The organism is Aeromonas sp. ASNIH2, from assembly GCF_002934795.1.
Lineage (GTDB): Bacteria > Pseudomonadota > Gammaproteobacteria > Enterobacterales > Aeromonadaceae > Aeromonas > Aeromonas caviae.
Genome location: NZ_CP026406.1, coordinates 4,393,035 through 4,412,088, shown reverse-complemented (window position 1 = coordinate 4,412,088; position 19,054 = coordinate 4,393,035). Strand labels below are relative to the sequence as shown.

Below are 19,054 nucleotides of genomic sequence, written 5' to 3'. Positions count from 1 at the left end.
CCCTCTTGAGATCTCCCCCCCAATCCCGCACACTGGCTGCGCTTTGGAAGCAAAAAAACATAAGGATATTCAATGAAAAAGTCGCTTATCGCCGGGGCGGTTGCCGCTCTGCTCACCCTCCCCGTCCTCGCCGCCCAGGTGCCTGAAGGCACCCAGCTTCTGCCAGCCGCCCAGCAAGTGTTCGTGCGCAACATCGGCACCGAGCCTGCCTCCATCGATCCCCAGATGGTGGAAGAGAGCGCGGGCAGCGACGTCGTCAACGATCTGTTCGAGGGGCTCTATACCCTGGATGGCAACGGCAAGCTGCAGGCGGCGGGCGCCCTTGGCTACGAGCTCGATGCCACGGGCACCGTCTACACCTTCAAGCTCAGACCCGATGCCAAATGGTCCAACGGCGAGCCGGTGACGGCGGCGGACTACGTCTATGGCTGGCAGCGGGCGGCGGACCCCAAGAACGCCTCCAACTACGCCTGGTTCATCGAGCTGACCGGCGTCGCCAATGCCAGCGACGTGGTGCAGGGCAAGCAGAGTCCGGATGCCCTGGGTATCAAGGCGCTCGATGACTACACCCTGCAGATCACCCTGAAAAACCCGGTCCCCTTCTTCCTCAAGACCCTCTCCCACTACACCACCTTCCCGGCGCCCAAGGCCACCATCGAGAAGTTCGGTCATGAGTGGGTCAAACCGGCCAACATCGTCTCCAACGGCGCCTTCGCCCTCAAGGAGTGGACCCCGAACGAGCGCCTCATCGCCGAGCGCAACCCCCACTACTGGGACAACGAGCACACCGTGCTCAACAAGGTGATCTATCTGGAGATCGTCTCCGATACCGCTGCCTACAACCGCTATCGTGCGAGCGAGCTGCACTACACCACCTATCCCCTGGAGCAGTATCAGCAGATCAAGCGCCAGAGCCCGGAGGAGCTGGTGAGCGCCCCCATGCTCGCCACCTACTACTACGTGTTCAACACCCAGCGCAAACCCTTTGACGACGTCAGGGTGCGCAAGGCACTCTCCCTTGCCATCGACCGGGACACCATCACGGAGAAGATCCTGGGACAGGGGCAGCTCTCCGCCTTCAGCCTGACCCCGCCGAGCGTGGACGGCTTCGAGCTCAAACGCCCCGCCAGCGAGCTGATGAGCAAGGAAGAGCGCATCAAGCAGGCCAAGGCGCTGCTTGGCGAGGCGGGTTACGGCCCTGACAAGCCGCTGACGGTGGACATCCTCTACAACACCAACGAGGGGCACAAGAAGATAGCGCTCGCCATCTCCTCCATGTGGAAGCACAACCTGGGGGTCAAGGCGGAGCTCAACAACATGGAGTGGAAGACCATGGTGTCGGCCCTGAACGAGGGTGACTTCGGGGTGAGCCGCTACTCCTGGAACGGAGACTACAACGATGCCTCCACCTTCCTCGACATCATGACCTCCAGCAGCAGCGCCAACAGCGGCAAGTGGTTCAACAAGGAGTACGACGCCCTCCTGGCCAAGGCCCATGACGCCAAGGACCCCGCCGAGCGCAACCGCCTCTATCAGCAGGCCGAGGTGCTGATCGACGAGGAGGCCCCCATCGCTCCTGTCTACTTCTACGTGAAATCACGGCTGCTCAAACCCAACGTCAAGGGCTACCCCTACCAGAACCCGCAAGACCTGGTCTATGCCAAGGATCTCTATCTGACGGCGCAGTGACGCTGGGCACCGAACCAAAAAGACCGCCTCGAGGGCGGTCTTTTTTTATCCTACTTTTCCTGACAGCCCGCCACCGCGAGCCGGGCGCGTCTTCGCACCGTCACGGGCCTCACCAGCAACTGCGCCAGCAGCACCCCCATCAGGGTCATGCCGCCACCGATGAGGTGATAGCTGGTGAGCCGCTCCCCGAGCCAGCTGATGGCAAGGGCGGCCGTCATCACCGGCAACAGGTTCATGAAGATGGCGGTGCGGCTTGCCCCGAGCAGGGCAATGCCCTGCATCCAGAGCCAGGGCGAGAGGGCCGAGGTCGGGATCCCCGCATAGAGGATGAGCCAGAGGGCGCTGCCATCGGGCCAGTGCCCGTCCACCAGCAGATAGAAGGGGGTGAGGAACAGGAGGCTGCACAGCACCTGACCGTAGAGCATGGACCAGTTGTCCAGCCCCAGATCCCAGCGCTTGAGCAGCACGCTGTAGAGCGCATAGGTGGCCGCCGAGAGCAGCATGTAGACGGAACCGATATGGATGCCCTGGGTCAGCAGCCGGGCCGGATCCCCCTGCCCCAACAAAATCGCCAGCCCCAGAATGGAGATGGCGCCTCCCAGCAGCGCCCCCCAGGTGGGCCGCTCGCGCAGCAACCTGATGCTGAGCAGCACCGTCATCAAGGGGGTCAGTCCCATCATCAGGCCAATCTCGGTGGCCCCTAGGGTCTGGGCCGCGTAATAGCCAAAGGTCTGGTTCAAGACCATCCCGAGCAGGGCCAGCACCGCCAGCTTCGAGAAACCGGCCCGCAGCTTGCGGCGCTCGCGCCAGGCCCGGTGAGCCAGAAACGGGGTCAGCACCAGGGCCGCCACCATCCAGCGCGACCAGGCGAGCGCCGCAGGAGACAACACCCCGACCGCCAGCTTGCTGACGATGCCATTGCCGGCCCAGATGGCCATGCAGGAGAAGGGAAACAGGAAGGCAAGGGGCATTGCGATATCCAGAATAAAAAGGCGGGTATTGCGCGCGAGTATAGAGAGGCAATCAGGATAAGCAAGCCTGCCAACGCAGGAAGAAGCGCCATGACGCGAACGGTTGGCGCCGCGCCCAGGCGCCATCAACAATCATGCCCGCACAGGGGCGGGCATGAGGGGGACCAAGGTCAGCCTGAGGCGCCTCAGGCGGCATCCATGTGGAGCCTTGAAATCAGTTCATTGACCTCGAGCACCGTCTGGCGATGGGGAATGTCGGCTTGCAATGGCATCATCAGCAAGCCCGACTGGAAATCGAAGCGCCCCCTGCCGTGGATGTAAATCCGCCCCTTGAAGAAGGTTTTGACATGTTTTGCCACCATCAGTGGCAGGTACTTCTTGAACACTCTCATCGTTTGCAACCTCTTGAAGTTGTATCCGTATGACAGCAGCTTATGCGAAATAATTCCGTTAAATTTATATAAAAAACCGGAAAAATCGACTCCCTCTTCCCAAAAAACCAAAATGTAACTTATTATTAACTTTTACCGTATTGTATGCGGTCCTTCCAGCCAGAGCAAGACTCCTTTGCCATCTTGCCATTCGATGCAGGCCAGCCCGGACGTCGCGAACATGGGGGCCCCTGCCGCCGGGCAGAGACTCTGGACCAGATACCCCACCAGCGGCAGGTGGCTGACCATCAGGATGTTGTCATGCTCCGCCGCCAGCTCCGTGAGGTAGCTTGCCACGAAAGCCGGATCCCCGTAGGGGGTGATGTCGCCGCTCTCCTCGACCTTGAGGGCCTTGGGCAACACGGGGGCGATGGCCTGCCAGGTCTGTCTGGCACGCAGATAGTTGCTGTGGATCACCAGGTTCAGGGAGCCTGCCAATTGGGGAGCCAGCCAGCCCGCCATGTGGATGGACTCTTCGATGCCTTGCTCGGTCAGTGGACGCTGTTCATCAGTCTTTGCGTTCATGCCAGCCTGGCCATGACGCATGATGTAGATTTTCATTACAACCTCGCCCAGGGGGCCTGTTTAAATAGCGCGGGGATCTTACCCCGCCATGCCGGGGGAAACAATTGCGCCACCTCTCAGAAAAGGGTTTGCCTCGCAAGATAGCGGGGTCGATAATCATGTTTAAATTCAAATAAATTCACCGCGAGCCCCTCCCCAATGAGCCCATATGCCAGTCCCAATGACCATCGGCGGTATCACTATCTGGAGCTGGCAAACCGGCTCAGGGTCTTGCTGATCTGTGATCCCGAGACCGACAAATCCGCCGCCTCCCTGGCGGTGAATACCGGCCACTTCGACGATCCTGCCGATCGCCAGGGCATGGCCCATTTCCTCGAGCATATGCTGTTTCTCGGTACCCGCACCTACCCCAAACCCGGTGAGTACCAGCAATTCATGAGCCGTCACGGGGGCAGCAACAACGCCTGGACCGGTACCGAGTTCACCAACTTCTTCTTCGACATCGACAACGGCTTCTTCGAGGCGGGGCTCGACCGGTTCTCCCAGTTCTTCATCTGCCCCACCTTTGCACCGGAGTGGGTCGACAAGGAGCGCAACGCGGTGGACTCCGAGTACCGCCTCAAGCTGCAGGACGACGTGCGCCGCAGCTACCAGGTGCACAAGGAGACGGTCAATCCGGACCACCCCTTCTCCAAATTCTCGGTGGGCAACCTCGACACCCTGGCGGATCTCCCCGGCCGGGATCTGCGTTCGGATCTCATTGCGTTCTACGAAACCCACTACAGTGCGGATCGCATGGCGCTGGTCATGCTTTCACCGGCACCCATCGAGACCCAGCTGGCCTGGTGTGATCGCTTCTTTGGTGCCATTCCGGATCGCCGCCTCGGCCCTCAGGTACTGAGCCATCCTCTCTATCGGCTCGATGATCTCGGCATTCGCATCCAGCTGACCCCGGTCAAGGAGACCCGCAAGCTGGCGCTGACCTTCCCGCTGCCGTGCGTGGATGAGTATTACGACAAAAAACCCCTCACCTTCCTGAGCCACCTCATCGGCTATGAGGGGGAAGGCAGCCTGCTCTCCCTGCTCAAGGGGCGGGGCTGGGTCAATCAGCTCGCCGCCGGCGGCGGCATCAGCGGCGCCAACTTCAAGGACTTTGGCGTGAGCTTTGGCCTCACCCCCCTTGGGCTTGAGCATGTAGACGAGATCATCGCCGCCCTATTTGGCTATCTGAAGCTCATCGAGCGGGGCGGGGTGCAGGCCTGGCGCTATGAGGAGAAGCGCAGCGTGCTGGAATCCGCCTTCCGCTTCCAGGAGCGGGGCCGGGCCCTCGACACCGTCTCCGGCCTCGTGCTCAACCTGTTCAGCTACGGGCCGGACGATCTGCTCTACGGCGACTACATGATGCGCGAGTTCGATGAGCCGCTGATCCGGCGCTTCCTCGCCAAGCTGACGCCCCACAACCTGCGGGTGACCATCCAGGCCCCGGAAGCGAGCACGGATCGCCTCGCCCGCTGGTACCAGACACCCTACAGCGTCCAGAGCATCAGCGAGGCCGAGAAGATCCGCTGGCAGCAGAGTGAACCGGATCCCGCCCTGCACCTGCCGGCGCCCAACCCCTTCATCAGCACCCGCCTCGACGCCCGTCTGCCGGCGCTGCCCGCCGACATGCCGTCCTGCCTCATCGACAGGCCCGGTTTCCGGCTCTGGCACCTGCATGAGCATCAGTTCAGCGTGCCCAAGGGCAGCCTTTATATCTCCGTCGACAGCGAACATGCGGTCAAGAGCCCGCGTCACATCGCCATGGCGCGTCTGGCCGTGGAACTGCTCACGGATCACCTCAACGCCCTCACCTACCCAGCGGAGCTCGCGGGCCTTGGCTACCAGATTTATGCCCATCAGGGGGGCTTTACCATCAACCTCAGCGGCTTTGCCGACAAGCAACCGCTGCTGCTCGACATGATCCTCGGCAACCGCACCCTGGGGTATCCGGATCCGGCCCGCTTTAGCGAGATCAAGGAGCAGCTTATCCGCAACTGGGAGAACCAGTCCAAGACCCGCCCCATCTCCCAGTTGTTCAACCAGCTCACCAGTTTGCTGCAACCCAACAACCCGCCCTTCGAGCAGCTGTTGCGCCACCTGCGCACCGTCGAACTCGGGGAGATGCCCGGCTTCGTCTCCGAGCTCTTTGCCAGGGTGCATCTGGAGGCCCTGGTACACGGAGACTGGACGGCCGCCGAGGCCCTCGAACTCGCGGCCCTGCTGGAGCGCCACCTCGGTGCCAACAGCCAGCCCAGCGCCGAGACCCGCCGCCCCCTCATCTCCATCCAGGACAGAGGCACCCTCATTCGCGAGCAGGGGTGCGATCACGAGGACTCGGCGCTGCTGGTCTACTACCAGTCCCGCACCACCCGGGCGCGGGATCTCGCCTGCTTTACCCTGGCGAACCACATCATGTCCTCTACCTTCTTTCACGAGCTGCGCACCCGCCAGCAACTGGGGTATGTGGTGGGCGCCGGCAACCTGCCTCTCAATCGCCATCCGGGGCTGATCTTCTATATCCAGTCGCCGGTGGCGGGACCGCAGATCCTGCTCGATGCGGTGGAGGAGTTTATCGACCTCTTCCCGCTCGCCATGCTCGAATTTACCGAGCAACAGTGGCAAGAGAGCAAGGCGGGGCTGCAAGCCCAGTTGAGCGAGCGGGATGCCAACCTGCGCAGTCGCGGCCAGCGGCTCTGGGTCAGCATCGGCAACAAGGATCTGGGGTTTGATCAGCGGGAACGGGTCTGCGACGAGGTGGGCAAGTTGAGCCGCGCCGATCTGGTGCGCTTTATCACCCAGCTGCGATCGCGCACCTCCGATCGGCTGATCCTCTGCAGCTATGGTCAGGGGCACGAACATGACGAGCGGATCACCGGCCAGTTTGTCGACGATCCACGGGCATTTCGGCTCAACGCCGCCACCTTCGAAGGCTGACCTCCCCTGTTGGCAACGCGCAGGCAATAAAAAGCCGACCCTGTGGGGTCGGCTGGAAAAACCATAATCAATTGCGACCAGAGCCGCCAAAAGTGAACATGAGCGTGAAAATCAGACACTGGGTTGATGTTCGACCGGCGTTCAAACCAGAGCTCATCGGTCGGCACCAGCAGTGATTGAGAAACAGCCTCATCTTAGGCATTTCCCTGATTTTCCACGTTGATCTATGTCAAAGGAGGTAAAACAAGCGCCACTTCCCTCGTTGGCAGCGGCCTCGCGCCCTCCTCAGCCCCGGCGGATAAGCCGGTAAGCCACCTCGTCGAAATAGGAGAGCTGCCCCGAGAGCACCCTGGGGTGATCCAGCTCAGCCCCCCGGCCCAGCACCTCGACACCAAAGTCGCGCTCAAACAGGGTGCGCACCTCCATCTCCCCCACCGAGAACGGCGGCTGTAGCTGCTGCTCGGGCTGATACTCGAGGGTCACCAGCAACACCTGCCCTCCCGCCTCCACCAGGCGGCTCATCAGGGCGGCATACTGGCGGCGCATGGCGCCCGGCAAGGCGATGAGGGCCGCCCTGTCATAGACCAGGCGATAACGCTGACCAAGCTCCGGAGCGGCGAAGAAGTCCCCCTGATAGATGCGCAGATCCTCGTGCCGGTGGCACTGATAGGGACCCACCTCGCTTCTCTCTGCACTCAGGTTGTTCTCGTCAAAAAACTGGGTAATGGCGAGCTCGGAGAGCTCGAAGCCATCCACCGGATGCCCCTGCTCACGCAGCCAGAGCATGTCCCGGGACTTGCCGCAAAGGGGCACCAGCACGGGGTCGCTCCCTTGCTGGGCCGACCACCAGGATTGCAGCCAGCGGTTGAAATCTGCCTGATGAAAGCCAATCCGGTTCTCTTTCCACTTCTGGTGCCAAAATGCCGCTTCCATCATCTTCCTCTCGTCATCTGCAATGGTGCATCACTATCACAACTTCACCGAAGTGGCGCAAGCCCCATGATCCCGCCCCTGTGCAAGAGAACGCCCACGATGGGCAGGCCTCAGGCCACGACCCCAGGCAGGCTTGTCGCCATCGCTGCCAGCCGGGTCAGGATCTGCGCGAAGGTGGGTCGCCGGGAAGGCACCTCAAAGCCGCACTCTCTGGCCAGTCGATGAAGGGGGTCAAGGTCGGCGTCGCCCCCATTACAGCGCGCCAGCAGCTCGGCCAGCAGGCAGCCAAAGGCCCGCACTTCCAGGCGCTCCAGCCGCCCGGCCAGCACCTCATCGGCGCGGTCGTAACAGGAGGCGGCACCAAAGTCCCCGAGCAGCACCCGGCCCGGCGCCTCCTGCGCCGAGTGAGGCATCGCGGGCTGCAAGGAGTACAGCAGGTTGTGTGCGTAGAGATCGCCGTGGAGGATGCCCCGCTCGTGCAGGTGTCGGGCGGCCGCAGCCACCCCCTGCACCATGGCCATCACCTGGGCCGGAGTGAAGTTCAGATCCGTCCCATAGACATCCCGGGTGCAGGAGTCCAGGCTCGGGGGCCTCGCCAGGGCGGCGAAGGCGGGGTCTATCAGGGGCATCACCAGTGCCGGGATGCCGGAGGGATGATCGCTCACCCGCCCCATCACCCCGACCAGGTTTGGATGGCGACCGGCGGCCAGGGACGCCCCCATCTCGCTCAGGGGCAAGCCATCGCTGGTGACGGCCCCCTTGAAGAGCTTGACCGCCACCGCCCAGGGCCCTTCAGCCCTCTCCCACTCGGCGCGATAGATGACGCCGGATGCTCCCTCCCCGAGCACATCCCCCAGTGAGAGCGCCTGCCAGGGGATCTCGGTAGTGAACACCGATGTGCCGTTCAGACACGCCTGCTCATCACAGAAAGGGTTGCCCGCGAAGGCCGGTCAGGACAGGCGCGGCAGGGAGAGCAGCCACTCTGGAAGCGCCTCGAGCCGGTTGGCGGCGATGCGCAAAAGCTCCAAACGGTGGCAACCGGCAAGCGTCTCGGGAAGCCCAGCGAGCCGGTTGCCCGAGAGCATCAGCTTTTGCAGGGCGTCGCACTGCCCCAGCTCGTCCGGCAGTCGTTCAATGGCATTGTCGGTCAGGATCAGCCAGCGCAATCTGGCGGGCAGGGAGGTGGCCGGGACGGTCGCGATGCGGTTGGCCTTGAAGCCCACCATGGTGAGCGCAGGGCAGCGCCCCAGCACCTCGGGCAGTTCGGTGAAGTTGTTCTCAGAGCAGAAGAGGATGCGCAGCTTCTTGCATTCGGCCAGCGCGTCAGGCAACTCGCTCAGCTGGTTGCCGGTGAGATCCAGCACCTCCAGGGTCTCCTTGAGGCTCAGGATCTCGGGAGGGAACACCGCGAGGTTTTCAGCAAGTTTGAGGTGGCGGGCGCCGCAGAGTTCGCCTGCGCGAAGCTGTTCCAGGGTATGCATGGGATCGTCTCTATCAACATTCGGGCTTGCGGTGGCTCACTGCCGGCACTCCCCCCAGACCACAAAGGAGGGGCATTATAGGGAAGGTGCGAACAAGTCCCTGATATGAGATCATGTTTGTCATCTGGAGCCATGAAAAAGGGTTCATCATGAGTCATCAGCTCACCTTCGCCGACAGTGAATTCAGCAGTAAGCGCCGTCAGACCAGAAAAGAGATTTTCTTGTCCCGCATGGAGCAGATTCTGCCATGGCAAAACATGGTGGAAGTCATCGAGCCGTTTTACCCCAAGGCTGGTAATGGCCGGCGACCTTATCCGCTGGAAACCATGCTACGCATTCACTGCATGCAGCATTGGTACAACCTGAGCGATGGCGCGATGGAAGATGCTCTGTACGAAATCGCCTCCATGCGTCTGTTTGCCCGGTTATCCCTGGATAGCGCCTTGCCGGACCGCACCACCATCATGAATTTCCGTGAGGTATCCTGATTTTCACAGACAGTCCCGATTGTTACGATGAGACAATCGGGGGTATTGAATGAAATCGAGAGAACACTATTCACCAGAGTTTCGGGCAGAGGCGGTTCGACTGGTGTTGGAGCAAGGCCTTGGCCAAGCTGAAGCCGCCAGAAGGTTGGGTATTGCCAAAGGCACACTGAGCAACTGGGTGGTCGCAGCCAAAGGAGGAAAGGATACATCGGCCATTCCCGGAGCGCGTTCTGTCGCCGAGCTGGAGGCTGAAGTGGCCCGGCTACGCAAAGCTCTCGCACAAGCCAACATGGAGCGCGACATCATAAAAAAGGCCGCCGCGTACTTTGCTCAGGAGTCACTGCCAAGTACGCGTGGATAGCCAACCAACAGGACCTCTATCCCATTTCCGTTATCTGTCGTGTGCTGGAGGTCTCTCGTGCGGGCTTCTACCACTGGCGCCACCGTCCACCGTCACAGCGCCAACAAGAAGATGAACGACTCAAGGTCGCCATTCGGGCTGCTCACAGCAAGACGCGCCAGACCTATGGCGCAGCGCGTTTACAAGCTGAGTTGGCCGCCGAAGGATTTTACGCTGGGCGGGACCGGATTGGACGATTGCGCCGTGAAATGGGGTTGTCTTGCAAACAAAAGCGCAAATTCAAGGCGACAACCCATTCTGCTCATTCCCTGCCCGTGGCGGAGAATCTCCTTGGTCAGGTCTTTGCGCCGACGAAGCCCAACGAAGTCTGGACCGGTGATATCACCTATATCGCCACCGACGAAGGCTGGCTTTATCTGGCTGGTCTCAAGGATGTGTTTACCTGTGAGATAGTGGGTTATGCGATGGGAGAGCGAATGACCACCAGGTTGGTCAGTCAGGCGCTGTTTCGGGCTGTGCAGCAGAAGAGGCCACCCGTTGGGCTTATTCATCACACAGACCGGGGCAGTCAGTACTGTGCCAAGGCTTACCGGGCTCTCCAGGTACAATTTGGCATGCAGACCTCCATGTCACGCAAGGGGAACTGCTTCGACAATGCCCCGATAGAAAGCTTCTGGGGGTCTCTTAAAAATGAACTGGTTCACCACCATAGATTCGAGACGAGAGCGGAGGCCAAGGCAGCGATTCAGGAATACATAGAGATTTTTTACAACCGCCAGCGTCGGCATTCACGACTTGGCAATGTCAGCCCGGCGGAGTTTAACAAGAGGTATTGGAGAACTGCTCAGGCTGCTTGATCCGGGACTGTCCGATCTTGTCAGGACACCTCAGGTTGCGCCCCCCCGTTTTCGATAACACTGGGGACCTGTCCAGTTTAGATCTTCAATGGAGGTGGCTGCTTGGTATGACACCATCACTGCATTTGCAAATTTTCCCGAGAAACCTCGGCTAGATTGGCAAAATTTCGTGCTCATCAATTCAAGAAGGTATTTAAAGAAGCGAACGCGGGTGCGAACTTGTGAGCTCCCGTGAAGCGATCGCAACAATCATGGACTCACTGACAGAGACGATCAACCGACGCACCATCGCTGCCTTGGCTTTTGTTGCGCCAACCCCAGTGCACTCCTGCTGAAACTCGTTACACCTTGTTTTAATGGCCCCTTGAATCGAAAGTGCGACACCCATACCTGAGGATCAAGGTTAAATACCGCCTTTAGCGTGTGAAAAACATTTACCGCCTAAAGCAGGTAAATATTGATATACCTGCCACAGCGTGTAAATTAAAAGAAATTACGCTACCAGGTAAGTCAAATCATGAAAGTAACCAGCGCCAAGCAACTTAGTGCCTGTCTCAAGGATGCCAGGCTTTCGCAAAAGCTCTCCCAAGGCAAAGTGGCCGGCAAGGTGGGGATCAGGCAGGACACGGTGTCCAGCTTCGAGCTCAATCCCGAGTCAACCAAGCTGGAGACCTTGTTCAAGATCCTCGCCGCACTGGAACTCTCCCTCGATATCAGGCCCCGCACCGATCCTGCGGAAAACGCCACGCCTGGCTGGAAGGAGGAGTGGTAATGGCCAGCCTGACGGTCTACATGAACGGATACCGGGTAGGTACCTTTACCAAGGCGACCAATGGTGCTCACCAATTTCAGTACGATGAATCGTGGGTGAAGTTGCCAGGCAGCCGCCCCATCTCGCTCTCCATGCCATTACGCCAGCAGCGCTACCAGGGCGATGAGGCCTATAACTTCTTCGATAATCTGCTGCCAGATAACCCGGAAGTAAGAAACCGGGTGGTGGCGCGCTATCAAGCCGATTCCACCCAACCCTTTGATCTGCTCAGTTGCATTGGCCAGGACAGCGTGGGGGCATTGCAACTGGTGGCTCAGGGCAGACCTGTGCCAGACGTTAAGCGCATTGAGTGCAAGCCGCTCTCTGACGCCGAACTGGAGCAGATCCTGACCAGCTACCAGCAAGGGATCCCGCTTGGTATGGTGAGGGAAGAGGACGATTTTCGGATATCCATCGCCGGGGCTCAGGAAAAGACCGCGTTACTCTACCTCGACAACCGTTGGTGCTTACCGCATGCAGCGACCCCAACCACCCACATTATCAAGCTGCCCATTGGCAAGATCGAAAGCCACTCCTACTCGATAGACCTCTCCCAGAGCGTAGAAAACGAATATCTCTGCATCCTGATCGCCAAAGCATTGGGTCTTCCGGTTCCCCATTGCTTCATCATGCAGGTCGGCAAGGTCAAGGCTCTGGCGGTGGAACGCTTCGATCGGCGCTACGCCACGGATCGCAGTTGGATCATGCGCCTGCCCCAAGAGGACTTCTGCCAGGTGTTGAATGTACCGTCAGCACGCAAGTACGAGAGCCATGGTGGACCGGGCATTGCTGACATCATGACGACCCTGCTGGGATCGGCCACGCCGGAGCAGGATCGGTACCTGTTTATGAAGTCTCAGGTGTTGTTCTGGCTGCTGGCTGCCACTGATGGCCATGCCAAGAATTTCTCGGTGTTTATCGAACCTGAAGGGCGTTTCCGGCTTACACCGTTTTACGACATCCTTTCCATGTATCCTGCATTTGGTGGTAAAGGATTACATCCCCGTGATGCCAAGTTGGCCATGGGGCTTACTGCAACCAAGGGCAAAAAATACGCGATAGAGCAGATATTTCCTCGCCATTTTTATCAAACGGCCAAGGCGATTGGTTTTGAACAAGTGCAGATGGAAAAAATCATCAGCGAGCTGACGGATAATCTGGATGAGGTAATATCAATCGTTCGTCAGCAATTGCCTGATACATTTCCCACTGAGATTGCAGATTCAATTTTGGGTGGACTCAGTTCGAGAGCTCAACGCTTAAAACGATAATTAACCAATGTGACAAATGCCTCTTGCATCGCCCCAGGTGAGCCTCTATCGAGGCTCATTTTTTTGCGTACGAGCGAGTGAATGATCCATTTTAGATCAAAAAAACAACTAAAAATGCAGAAACCTGAAGAGCCAATTTTGGCAACATCAAATTTCCTCAGCTAACCTAGAACGACATGATGGCAATAAAGCATTGATTTTAAAGCTCTATATTAATTTGGTGCTTGACGTATCCTGATGACATTTTAACTATATTAACAGGTACGGCCTTCTAAGCCGTGGGTTTCACTTCCTCTCTGCCATATTCCTGATGCAAAAGATTAAAGATTTGATCCAGTGGCGTCTTAATGCTTGGTTTCTCATCAAGAGGGTCGGGAATTCAGATAATAAGTGCGACACTCATGGATGAATGGCGAGAGGTGGCCAACTGCTGATTGGTGGTACCCTTCTGCTCGCCAAAGTAAAAGCAGTACGGGAATTCAGATAATAAGTGCGACACTCATGGATGAATGGCGAGAGGTGGCCAACTGCTGATTGGTGGTACCCTTCTGCTCGCCAAAGTAAAAGCAGTACCTGATTACCCATGACCCTCAGCCAGCTTCAAGAGCCGATATGGCATCGGAGGGCTTGCCACGACTGCATGCCCCAATTCTACCAACATGCTATTGAGGTCAAAACGATGATTAAACCGGAAGCAGTATTCCGCAAGATGCCTTGGTAAATGCTTCGCTCCGAGCGTATGGCAACTGCCCCGCAGCGAGTTTTTCACATTTCCTATCATCGTGTTTACCCAGTTGAATGCCGGATGATCCAGCCAGTCCAGGTTGCCCCCGGTGACAACTCCCAGGTGCTCACAATTGGCCTCCTTGACCGCTTTGAAACAGGCCAATCCATCGGATATCACCGCGCTACCACTGGCAATATGCCGTTTTGCCCAATCAGCAACGGACTTGGTTTTGAAACCATCGACCACCGTCATCCGCATCTTGATTGGATGTCCTTCCTTGTTCAGGGCCACTGCTGCCACAAACGGCGTCTTGCCTGCCGCGCCCCGACCCCGTTTGCCACCACGGCGCTCGCCACCCCAGTAGACATCATCGAGCTGAATGATGCCGCTGATGGGCTGCTTGTCATCGGACTCTTTCATGGCTTGCAGCAGCTTGTGCTTGAGCATCCAGGCGGTGTCATATTTGACGCCCAACTGGCGCTTTAGCTCCATCGCTGACAAGCCTGTTTTGGTTTGTGACAACAGGTGCATTGCCAGAAACCACTTGGTCAGTGGGAGCTTGGTGTTTGCGAAAATCGTGTTTCCAGTCAATGACATCTGGTGACGGCAGTGATTGCATTGCCACACACGTGGCCGCCTTCTCAGGCGACAACAGGTCTTGTTGGCACATTCAGGGCAGACAAAGCCGTTAGGAAAACGCCAAGTGAACAGCGCGTTTTCGCACTGAGCCTCAGTGCCATAGTCCTTGAGAAACTCAAACAGGCTGTAGCCTTTCTGGAATTGGATTTTGCTTTTGGCCATGATCTCGCACCTCGATAACTGTACGTAAGATCAGTATAGTTCGTGGTAACTGACTGCTAATCATGGGTAATCAGGAAGCAGTATCACCATGAGCTATCAGCAGTTGACCGAGGGGCAACGATACCAGTTATCGGTGCTTCGCGCACAGGGGATGTCCATCCTTGCCACCGCACGCGCCATTGGCGTTCATCGCTCCACCCTCTACCGGGAGCTGCGTCGTAACGCCGGGCCGCAGGGCTACCAGCCAGACAATGCGCATCAGCACGCCACCCACCGACGGGCCAGTGCGGCCAAATCTCGGCTATCTGCCGATGTCATCCAGTTTGTCGAGCTGACACTCGCCTGGTGGTGGAGCCCGGAGCAGATAAGCGCGGTGGGCAAGCAGATAGGCCTCATGGTGAGTCACGAGTGGATATACCGCCATGTGGCCGCCGACAAAGCCCGGGGTGGCCAGTTGTACCGCCATCTGCGCCAGGGCCACAAGCGCTACCGCAAGGGGGCGAGCAGCCTGCGTTCTCCCATCAAGGAAGCCCGCTCTATTGATGAACGGCCGGCTATCGTCGATAGCCGGGAGCGGCTCGGTGATTGGGAGGCGGACACGGTGCTGGGCAAGCAAGGCACAGGTGCACTGGTCACCCTGGTGGAGCGCAAGAGCCGGCTCTATCTGGTCAAGCGGGTCGCGAGCAAACAGGCTGGGGTGGTGCGGGATGCGATAATCGAGATGTTAACGCCCTACATCGAGCAGGTGCATACCATCACCTTTGACAACGGCGGCGAGTTTGCCGAACACAAGGCGATAGAGGAAGCGCTGGGTGCCGAGACTTACTTTGCGCACCCTTACTCTTCGTGGGAGCGCGGTCTGAACGAGAACAGCAATGGGCTGTTGAGGCAGTTTATCCCAAAGGGAACAGACCTGAGAGAGGTCACGGACGAGGATGTCAGGAGAGCGGAGCAGTGGCTCAACCTACGACCTCGGAAATGTCTCGGATTCAGGCAGCCTGTCAAGGTATTCGAAGAGTACTGTCAGGCGGCATAGGCGAGTGTCGCACTTCGAAGTTGAATTCGCGGGTCATCAATCCATGGCTGGAAAGCCTGCATAATCCCGGAGTCTGGTGCAGGGTCGAAGAAGTCAACAACATACTTGGTCAACTTGTAAAAACTAGGCATTCCTGACGGGATTGAGACTCCTGCGCCGCACAGAAATACCACTCTGCCAGCATCACACCGCTCAAGAAGAAGATCCGGAATGGACGGGCCATCAGCAAAAAATCTCATATCCGCAATACCTCTAAATGTCAGGGATTCCAGAGATCATTCCTAATTATTTCATCCCGACAGCGAGATAATGAGGCACGACCTAGCTATAGACAGAGAGTACCAATTCGGGTCAATCAAAATAACCCTGTGCTCGAAGCAAGGACCTTATTTTATCCAGATTTTGTAACGCAAACGATTGGAAAAAGAAAAGGCGCCTCAAGGGCGCCTTTTTGACAGTTTTGCGTGATCGCAGGGAAAGGGATTAACCCTTATTCCCATTCGATGGTTGCGGGCGGCTTGCCGGAGACGTCGTACACCACGCGGGAGATGCCGTTGATCTCGTTGATGATGCGGTTCGACACGTGGCCGAGGAAGTCGTACGGCAGGTGGGCCCAGTGGGCGGTCATAAAGTCGATGGTCTCGACGGCGCGAAGCGCAATGACCCAGTCGTACTTGCGACCGTCGCCCATGACGCCGACGGAGCGCACCGGCAGGAAGACGGCGAACGCCTGGCTGACCTGGTTGTAGAGGTCGGCCTTGCGCAGCTCTTCGATGAAGATGGCGTCAGCCTTGCGCAGCAGATCGCAGTACTCTTTCTTCACTTCGCCAAGGACGCGCACGCCCAGACCCGGACCCGGGAAGGGGTGACGGTAGAGCATGTCGTAGGGCAGGCCGAGTTCGAGGCCGACGCGGCGCACTTCGTCTTTGAACAGCTCGCGCAGCGGCTCCACCAGCCCCATCTTCATCTCTTCCGGCAGGCCGCCGACGTTGTGGTGGGACTTGATGACGTGGGCCTTGCCGGTCTTGCTGGCAGCGGATTCGATGACGTCCGGGTAGATGGTGCCCTGGGCCAGCCACTTGGCGTTCTTGAGCTTCTTGGACTCGTCGTCGAACACTTCGACGAAGACGCGGCCGATGGTCTTGCGCTTGGCTTCCGGCTCGTCGATACCTGCGAGAGCGGAGAGGAAGCGCTCTTCGGCGTCGACCTTGATGATGTTCAGGCCGAAGTGATCGCCGAACATGTCCATCACCTGCTGGCCTTCATTCAGACGCAGCAGGCCGTTGTCGACGAAGACGCAGGTGAGGCGATCGCCGATGGCGCGGTGCACCAGCATGGCGACCACGGAGGAGTCCACGCCGCCGGAGAGGCCCAGGATCACTTCGTCGTCACCCACCTGCTCGCGGATGCGGGCAACGGCGTCGTCGATGATGGTGGCCGGGGTCCAGAGGCACTCGCAGCCGCAGATGTCCTTGACGAAGTGCTCCAGCATGCGGGCACCCTGACGGGTGTGGGTCACTTCCGGGTGGAACTGCACGCCGTAGAAGCGCTTGGCCTCGTCGGCCATGGCGGCATGGGGGCAGGTCGCGGTCTGGGCGATGGTGGTGAAGCCGGCGGGGATCTCGGTGACCTTGTCGCCGTGGCTCATCCAGACATCCAGCAGGGCATTGCCGTTGTCGGCAATGGCGTCTTCGATGTTGCGCAAGAGGGCGCTGGTCTTGCCGGACTGGCCCAGCACTTCGACCTGGGCATAGCCGAATTCACGCAGGTTGGAGGACTGCACCTTGCCGCCGAGCTGCTCGGACATGGTCTGCATGCCGTAGCAGATACCGAACACCGGCACACCGGCGTTGAACACGTACTCGGGGGCGCGCGGGCTGCCCGCCTCGGTCACGGATTCCGGGCCGCCGGAGAGGATGATGCCGCTCGGGTTGAACTCGCGGATCTGCTCTTCGGTTACATCCCAGGCCCACAGCTCGCAGTAGACGCCGATTTCACGGACGCGACGGGCGATGAGCTGGGTGTACTGGGAACCGAAATCCAGGATAAGGATGCGGTGGGCGTGAATGTCTTTAGTCATTTTATTCCTGCATCAGGCTGATGTTGTCACAAAAAGCACGGGATAAAAAAAGGGTGGAATAACGGGGCGCAGGGCCCCGTCTTATCAGCCCATCCGGTAGTTGGGGGCTTCTTTGGTAATGGTCACGTCGTGAACGTGGGACTCTTTCATCCCGGCGCCCGAGATGCGCACGAACTCGGCCTTGGTGCGCATGTCGTCGATGGTCGCGCTGCCGGTCAGGCCCATGGAGGAGCGCAGGCCGCCCATCTGCTGGTGGATGATCTCCTTGAGGCGGCCCTTGTACGGCACGCGCCCTTCGATCCCTTCCGGCACCAGCTTGTCGGCGGCGTTGTCGGTCTGGAAGTAGCGATCGCTTGAGCCCTTGGACATGGCGCCCAGGGAACCCATGCCGCGGTAGGACTTGAAGGAGCGGCCCTGGTAGAGCTCGATCTCGCCCGGCGCCTCTTCGGTGCCGGCGAACATGGAGCCCACCATGACGCAGCTCGCACCGGCGGCGATGGCCTTGGCCACGTCACCGGAGAAGCGGATGCCGCCATCGGCAATCACCGGCACGCCGGTGCCTTCCAGGGCGTCGACGGCGTCGGAGATGGCGGTGATCTGGGGCACGCCCACGCCGGTCACGATACGGGTAGTACAGATGGAGCCCGGGCCGATACCGACCTTGACGGCGTTGACACCCGCTTCCACCAGCGCCTTGGCGCCAGCGGCGGTGGCGACGTTGCCGCCGATGATCTGCAGGTCAGGATAGGCTTCACGGGTCGCCTTGATGCGATCCAGCACGCCCTGGGAGTGGCCGTGGGAGGAGTCAATCAGCAGCACGTCCACACCGGCTTCCACCAGGGCGGCGACGCGCTCTTCGTTGCCGGCACCGGCACCGACGGCGGCACCGACCCGCAGACGGCCACGCTCGTCTTTACAGGCGTTGGGCTTGCGCTCGGCTTTCTGGAAGTCCTTCACGGTGATCATGCCCTTGAGCTTGAAGTCGCCGTTGACCACCAGCACCTTCTCGATGCGATGCTTTTGCATCAGAGCCACCACCTCTTCACGAGGGGCCCCTTCACGCACGGTCACCAGACGATCTTTCTGGGTCATGATCTGTTCGACAGTCTGGGAGAGATCGATGACGAAGCGCACGTCACGGCCGGTGATGATGCCCACCAGCTGGTTGCCGTCAGTCACCACGGGGTAACCGGCGAAACCGTTCTTGTGGCTCAGCTCCTTGATCTGGGCGATGGTCATGTCAGGGCGCACGGTAACGGGGTCGCTGACCACGCCGCTCTCGTACTTCTTGACCTTGCGCACTTCGGCAGCCTGCTGCTCGATGGACATGTTCTTGTGAATGAAGCCGATGCCGCCTTCCTGGGCCAGTGCGATAGCCAGACGGGCTTCGGTCACTGTGTCCATGGCAGCGGAGATCATCGGAATATTCAGCGTGATCGCAGACGTGAGCTTGGTACGCAGGTCGGCGGTATTGGGGAGAACAGTGGAGTGGGCTGGAACCAACAGTACATCGTCGAAGGTCAGCGCTTCTTTGGCAATCCTGAGCATGGCAATATCTCACCGTTGAGGAGTGGGGGTGTAAAATATTGCCGACAAATTTTACTCATGCATTGGGCAGT

13 protein-coding genes and 2 pseudogenes are annotated in these 19,054 nt (G+C 59.1%); 7 read left to right on the top strand and 8 right to left on the bottom strand.

Going from position 1 to position 19,054, the window contains the following annotated elements; genetic code table 11:
• Window positions 1-72 precede the first annotated feature (72 nt).
• Window positions 73-1,689 carry a peptide ABC transporter substrate-binding protein gene (locus C3F36_RS21020; RefSeq protein ID WP_010674562.1) on the top strand — a complete coding sequence of 539 codons (1,617 nt, stop codon included), beginning with the start codon at window positions 73-75 and terminating at the stop codon, window positions 1,687-1,689.
• A gap of 50 nt (window positions 1,690-1,739) precedes the next feature.
• On the opposite strand, the gene C3F36_RS21015 is transcribed toward C3F36_RS21020, so the two are convergent.
• The 3 genes from C3F36_RS21015 to sixA form a co-directional block, all read right to left on the bottom strand.
• Window positions 1,740-2,660, bottom strand: a complete 921-nt coding sequence (locus C3F36_RS21015) for a DMT family transporter (protein ID WP_104455850.1) — start codon at window positions 2,658-2,660, stop codon at window positions 1,740-1,742.
• 185 nt (window positions 2,661-2,845) lie between these two features.
• Window positions 2,846-3,052 carry a DUF1107 domain-containing protein gene (locus C3F36_RS21010; protein WP_005324080.1) on the bottom strand — a complete coding sequence of 69 codons (207 nt, stop codon included), beginning with the start codon at window positions 3,050-3,052 and terminating at the stop codon, window positions 2,846-2,848.
• 132 nt (window positions 3,053-3,184) lie between these two features.
• Window positions 3,185-3,652 carry a phosphohistidine phosphatase SixA gene (gene sixA, locus C3F36_RS21005; RefSeq protein ID WP_010674560.1) on the bottom strand — a complete coding sequence of 156 codons (468 nt, stop codon included), beginning with the start codon at window positions 3,650-3,652 and terminating at the stop codon, window positions 3,185-3,187.
• 162 nt (window positions 3,653-3,814) lie between these two features.
• On the opposite strand from sixA, the gene C3F36_RS21000 reads away from it, so the two are divergent.
• Window positions 3,815-6,589: an insulinase family protein gene (locus C3F36_RS21000; protein ID WP_104455849.1), complete on the top strand. Its 2,775-nt coding sequence runs from the start codon at window positions 3,815-3,817 to the stop codon at window positions 6,587-6,589.
• Window positions 6,590-6,874: 285 nt separating this feature from the next.
• On the opposite strand, the gene C3F36_RS20995 is transcribed toward C3F36_RS21000, so the two are convergent.
• Together C3F36_RS20995 and C3F36_RS20990 are read right to left on the bottom strand one after the other, a co-directional pair.
• On the bottom strand, window positions 6,875-7,522 hold the full coding sequence (locus tag C3F36_RS20995) for a thiopurine S-methyltransferase (RefSeq protein WP_010674558.1): 648 nt from the start codon (window positions 7,520-7,522) through the stop codon (window positions 6,875-6,877).
• Window positions 7,523-7,632: 110 nt separating this feature from the next.
• Window positions 7,633-9,003, bottom strand: a pseudogene (locus C3F36_RS20990) (leucine-rich repeat-containing protein kinase family protein).
• Window positions 9,004-9,152: 149 nt separating this feature from the next.
• Here C3F36_RS20990 and C3F36_RS20980 point away from each other — a divergent pair.
• The 4 genes and pseudogenes from C3F36_RS20980 to C3F36_RS20965 form a co-directional block, all read left to right on the top strand.
• Window positions 9,153-9,485, top strand: a pseudogene (locus C3F36_RS20980) (transposase); the annotation flags it as partial.
• Window positions 9,486-9,540: 55 nt separating this feature from the next.
• A protein-coding gene (locus C3F36_RS20975; RefSeq protein WP_104455848.1) for an IS3-like element ISAeme20 family transposase occupies window positions 9,541-10,709 on the top strand; the annotation gives its coding sequence in 2 pieces (ribosomal slippage) (window positions 9,541-9,796 and window positions 9,796-10,709; 1,170 coding nt in all).
• Between the two features lie 517 nt (window positions 10,710-11,226).
• Window positions 11,227-11,481 carry a helix-turn-helix domain-containing protein gene (locus C3F36_RS20970; protein ID WP_005329233.1) on the top strand — a complete coding sequence of 85 codons (255 nt, stop codon included), beginning with the start codon at window positions 11,227-11,229 and terminating at the stop codon, window positions 11,479-11,481.
• On the top strand, window positions 11,481-12,791 hold the full coding sequence (locus tag C3F36_RS20965) for a type II toxin-antitoxin system HipA family toxin (RefSeq protein WP_104455847.1): 1,311 nt from the start codon (window positions 11,481-11,483) through the stop codon (window positions 12,789-12,791). Before C3F36_RS20970 ends, C3F36_RS20965 begins: the two co-directional genes overlap by 1 nt.
• A gap of 577 nt (window positions 12,792-13,368) precedes the next feature.
• Here C3F36_RS20965 and C3F36_RS20960 read toward each other — a convergent pair.
• Complete coding sequence (locus C3F36_RS20960; protein WP_043851557.1) at window positions 13,369-14,319, bottom strand: IS1595-like element ISKpn3 family transposase; 951 nt, start codon at window positions 14,317-14,319, stop codon at window positions 13,369-13,371.
• Between the two features lie 88 nt (window positions 14,320-14,407).
• On the opposite strand from C3F36_RS20960, the gene C3F36_RS20955 reads away from it, so the two are divergent.
• Window positions 14,408-15,355, top strand: coding sequence for an IS30-like element ISAs2 family transposase (locus tag C3F36_RS20955; protein ID WP_104454191.1), 948 nt, complete (start codon window positions 14,408-14,410; stop codon window positions 15,353-15,355).
• A gap of 490 nt (window positions 15,356-15,845) precedes the next feature.
• Here the strand turns inward: C3F36_RS20955 and guaA are convergent, their stop codons facing one another.
• Window positions 15,846-17,435, bottom strand: a complete 1,590-nt coding sequence (gene guaA, locus C3F36_RS20945) for a glutamine-hydrolyzing GMP synthase (protein WP_010674550.1) — start codon at window positions 17,433-17,435, stop codon at window positions 15,846-15,848.
• An 84-nt stretch (window positions 17,436-17,519) separates the two neighbouring features.
• Entirely contained in the window at window positions 17,520-18,983 is a 1,464-nt protein-coding gene (gene guaB, locus C3F36_RS20940) for an IMP dehydrogenase (RefSeq protein WP_010674549.1), read from the bottom strand.
• Window positions 18,984-19,054 lie beyond the last annotated feature (71 nt).

Bases quoted from the DNA above. Each gene is read 5' to 3' on its own strand.
- guaA (WP_010674550.1), bottom strand. From the start codon at position 17,435: ATGACTAAAGACATTCACGCCCACCGCATCCTTATCCTGGATTTCGGT.
- C3F36_RS20970 (WP_005329233.1), top strand. From the start codon at position 11,227: ATGAAAGTAACCAGCGCCAAGCAACTTAGTGCCTGTCTCAAGGATGCC.
- C3F36_RS21010 (WP_005324080.1), bottom strand. From the start codon at position 3,052: ATGAGAGTGTTCAAGAAGTACCTGCCACTGATGGTGGCAAAACATGTC.
- C3F36_RS20965 (WP_104455847.1), top strand. From the start codon at position 11,481: ATGGCCAGCCTGACGGTCTACATGAACGGATACCGGGTAGGTACCTTT.
- sixA (WP_010674560.1), bottom strand. From the start codon at position 3,652: ATGAAAATCTACATCATGCGTCATGGCCAGGCTGGCATGAACGCAAAG.
- C3F36_RS20960 (WP_043851557.1), bottom strand. From the start codon at position 14,319: ATGGCCAAAAGCAAAATCCAATTCCAGAAAGGCTACAGCCTGTTTGAG.
- C3F36_RS20995 (WP_010674558.1), bottom strand. From the start codon at position 7,522: ATGGAAGCGGCATTTTGGCACCAGAAGTGGAAAGAGAACCGGATTGGC.
- C3F36_RS21000 (WP_104455849.1), top strand. From the start codon at position 3,815: ATGAGCCCATATGCCAGTCCCAATGACCATCGGCGGTATCACTATCTG.
- C3F36_RS20955 (WP_104454191.1), top strand. From the start codon at position 14,408: ATGAGCTATCAGCAGTTGACCGAGGGGCAACGATACCAGTTATCGGTG.
- C3F36_RS21020 (WP_010674562.1), top strand. From the start codon at position 73: ATGAAAAAGTCGCTTATCGCCGGGGCGGTTGCCGCTCTGCTCACCCTC.
- guaB (WP_010674549.1), bottom strand. From the start codon at position 18,983: ATGCTCAGGATTGCCAAAGAAGCGCTGACCTTCGACGATGTACTGTTG.
- C3F36_RS21015 (WP_104455850.1), bottom strand. From the start codon at position 2,660: ATGCCCCTTGCCTTCCTGTTTCCCTTCTCCTGCATGGCCATCTGGGCC.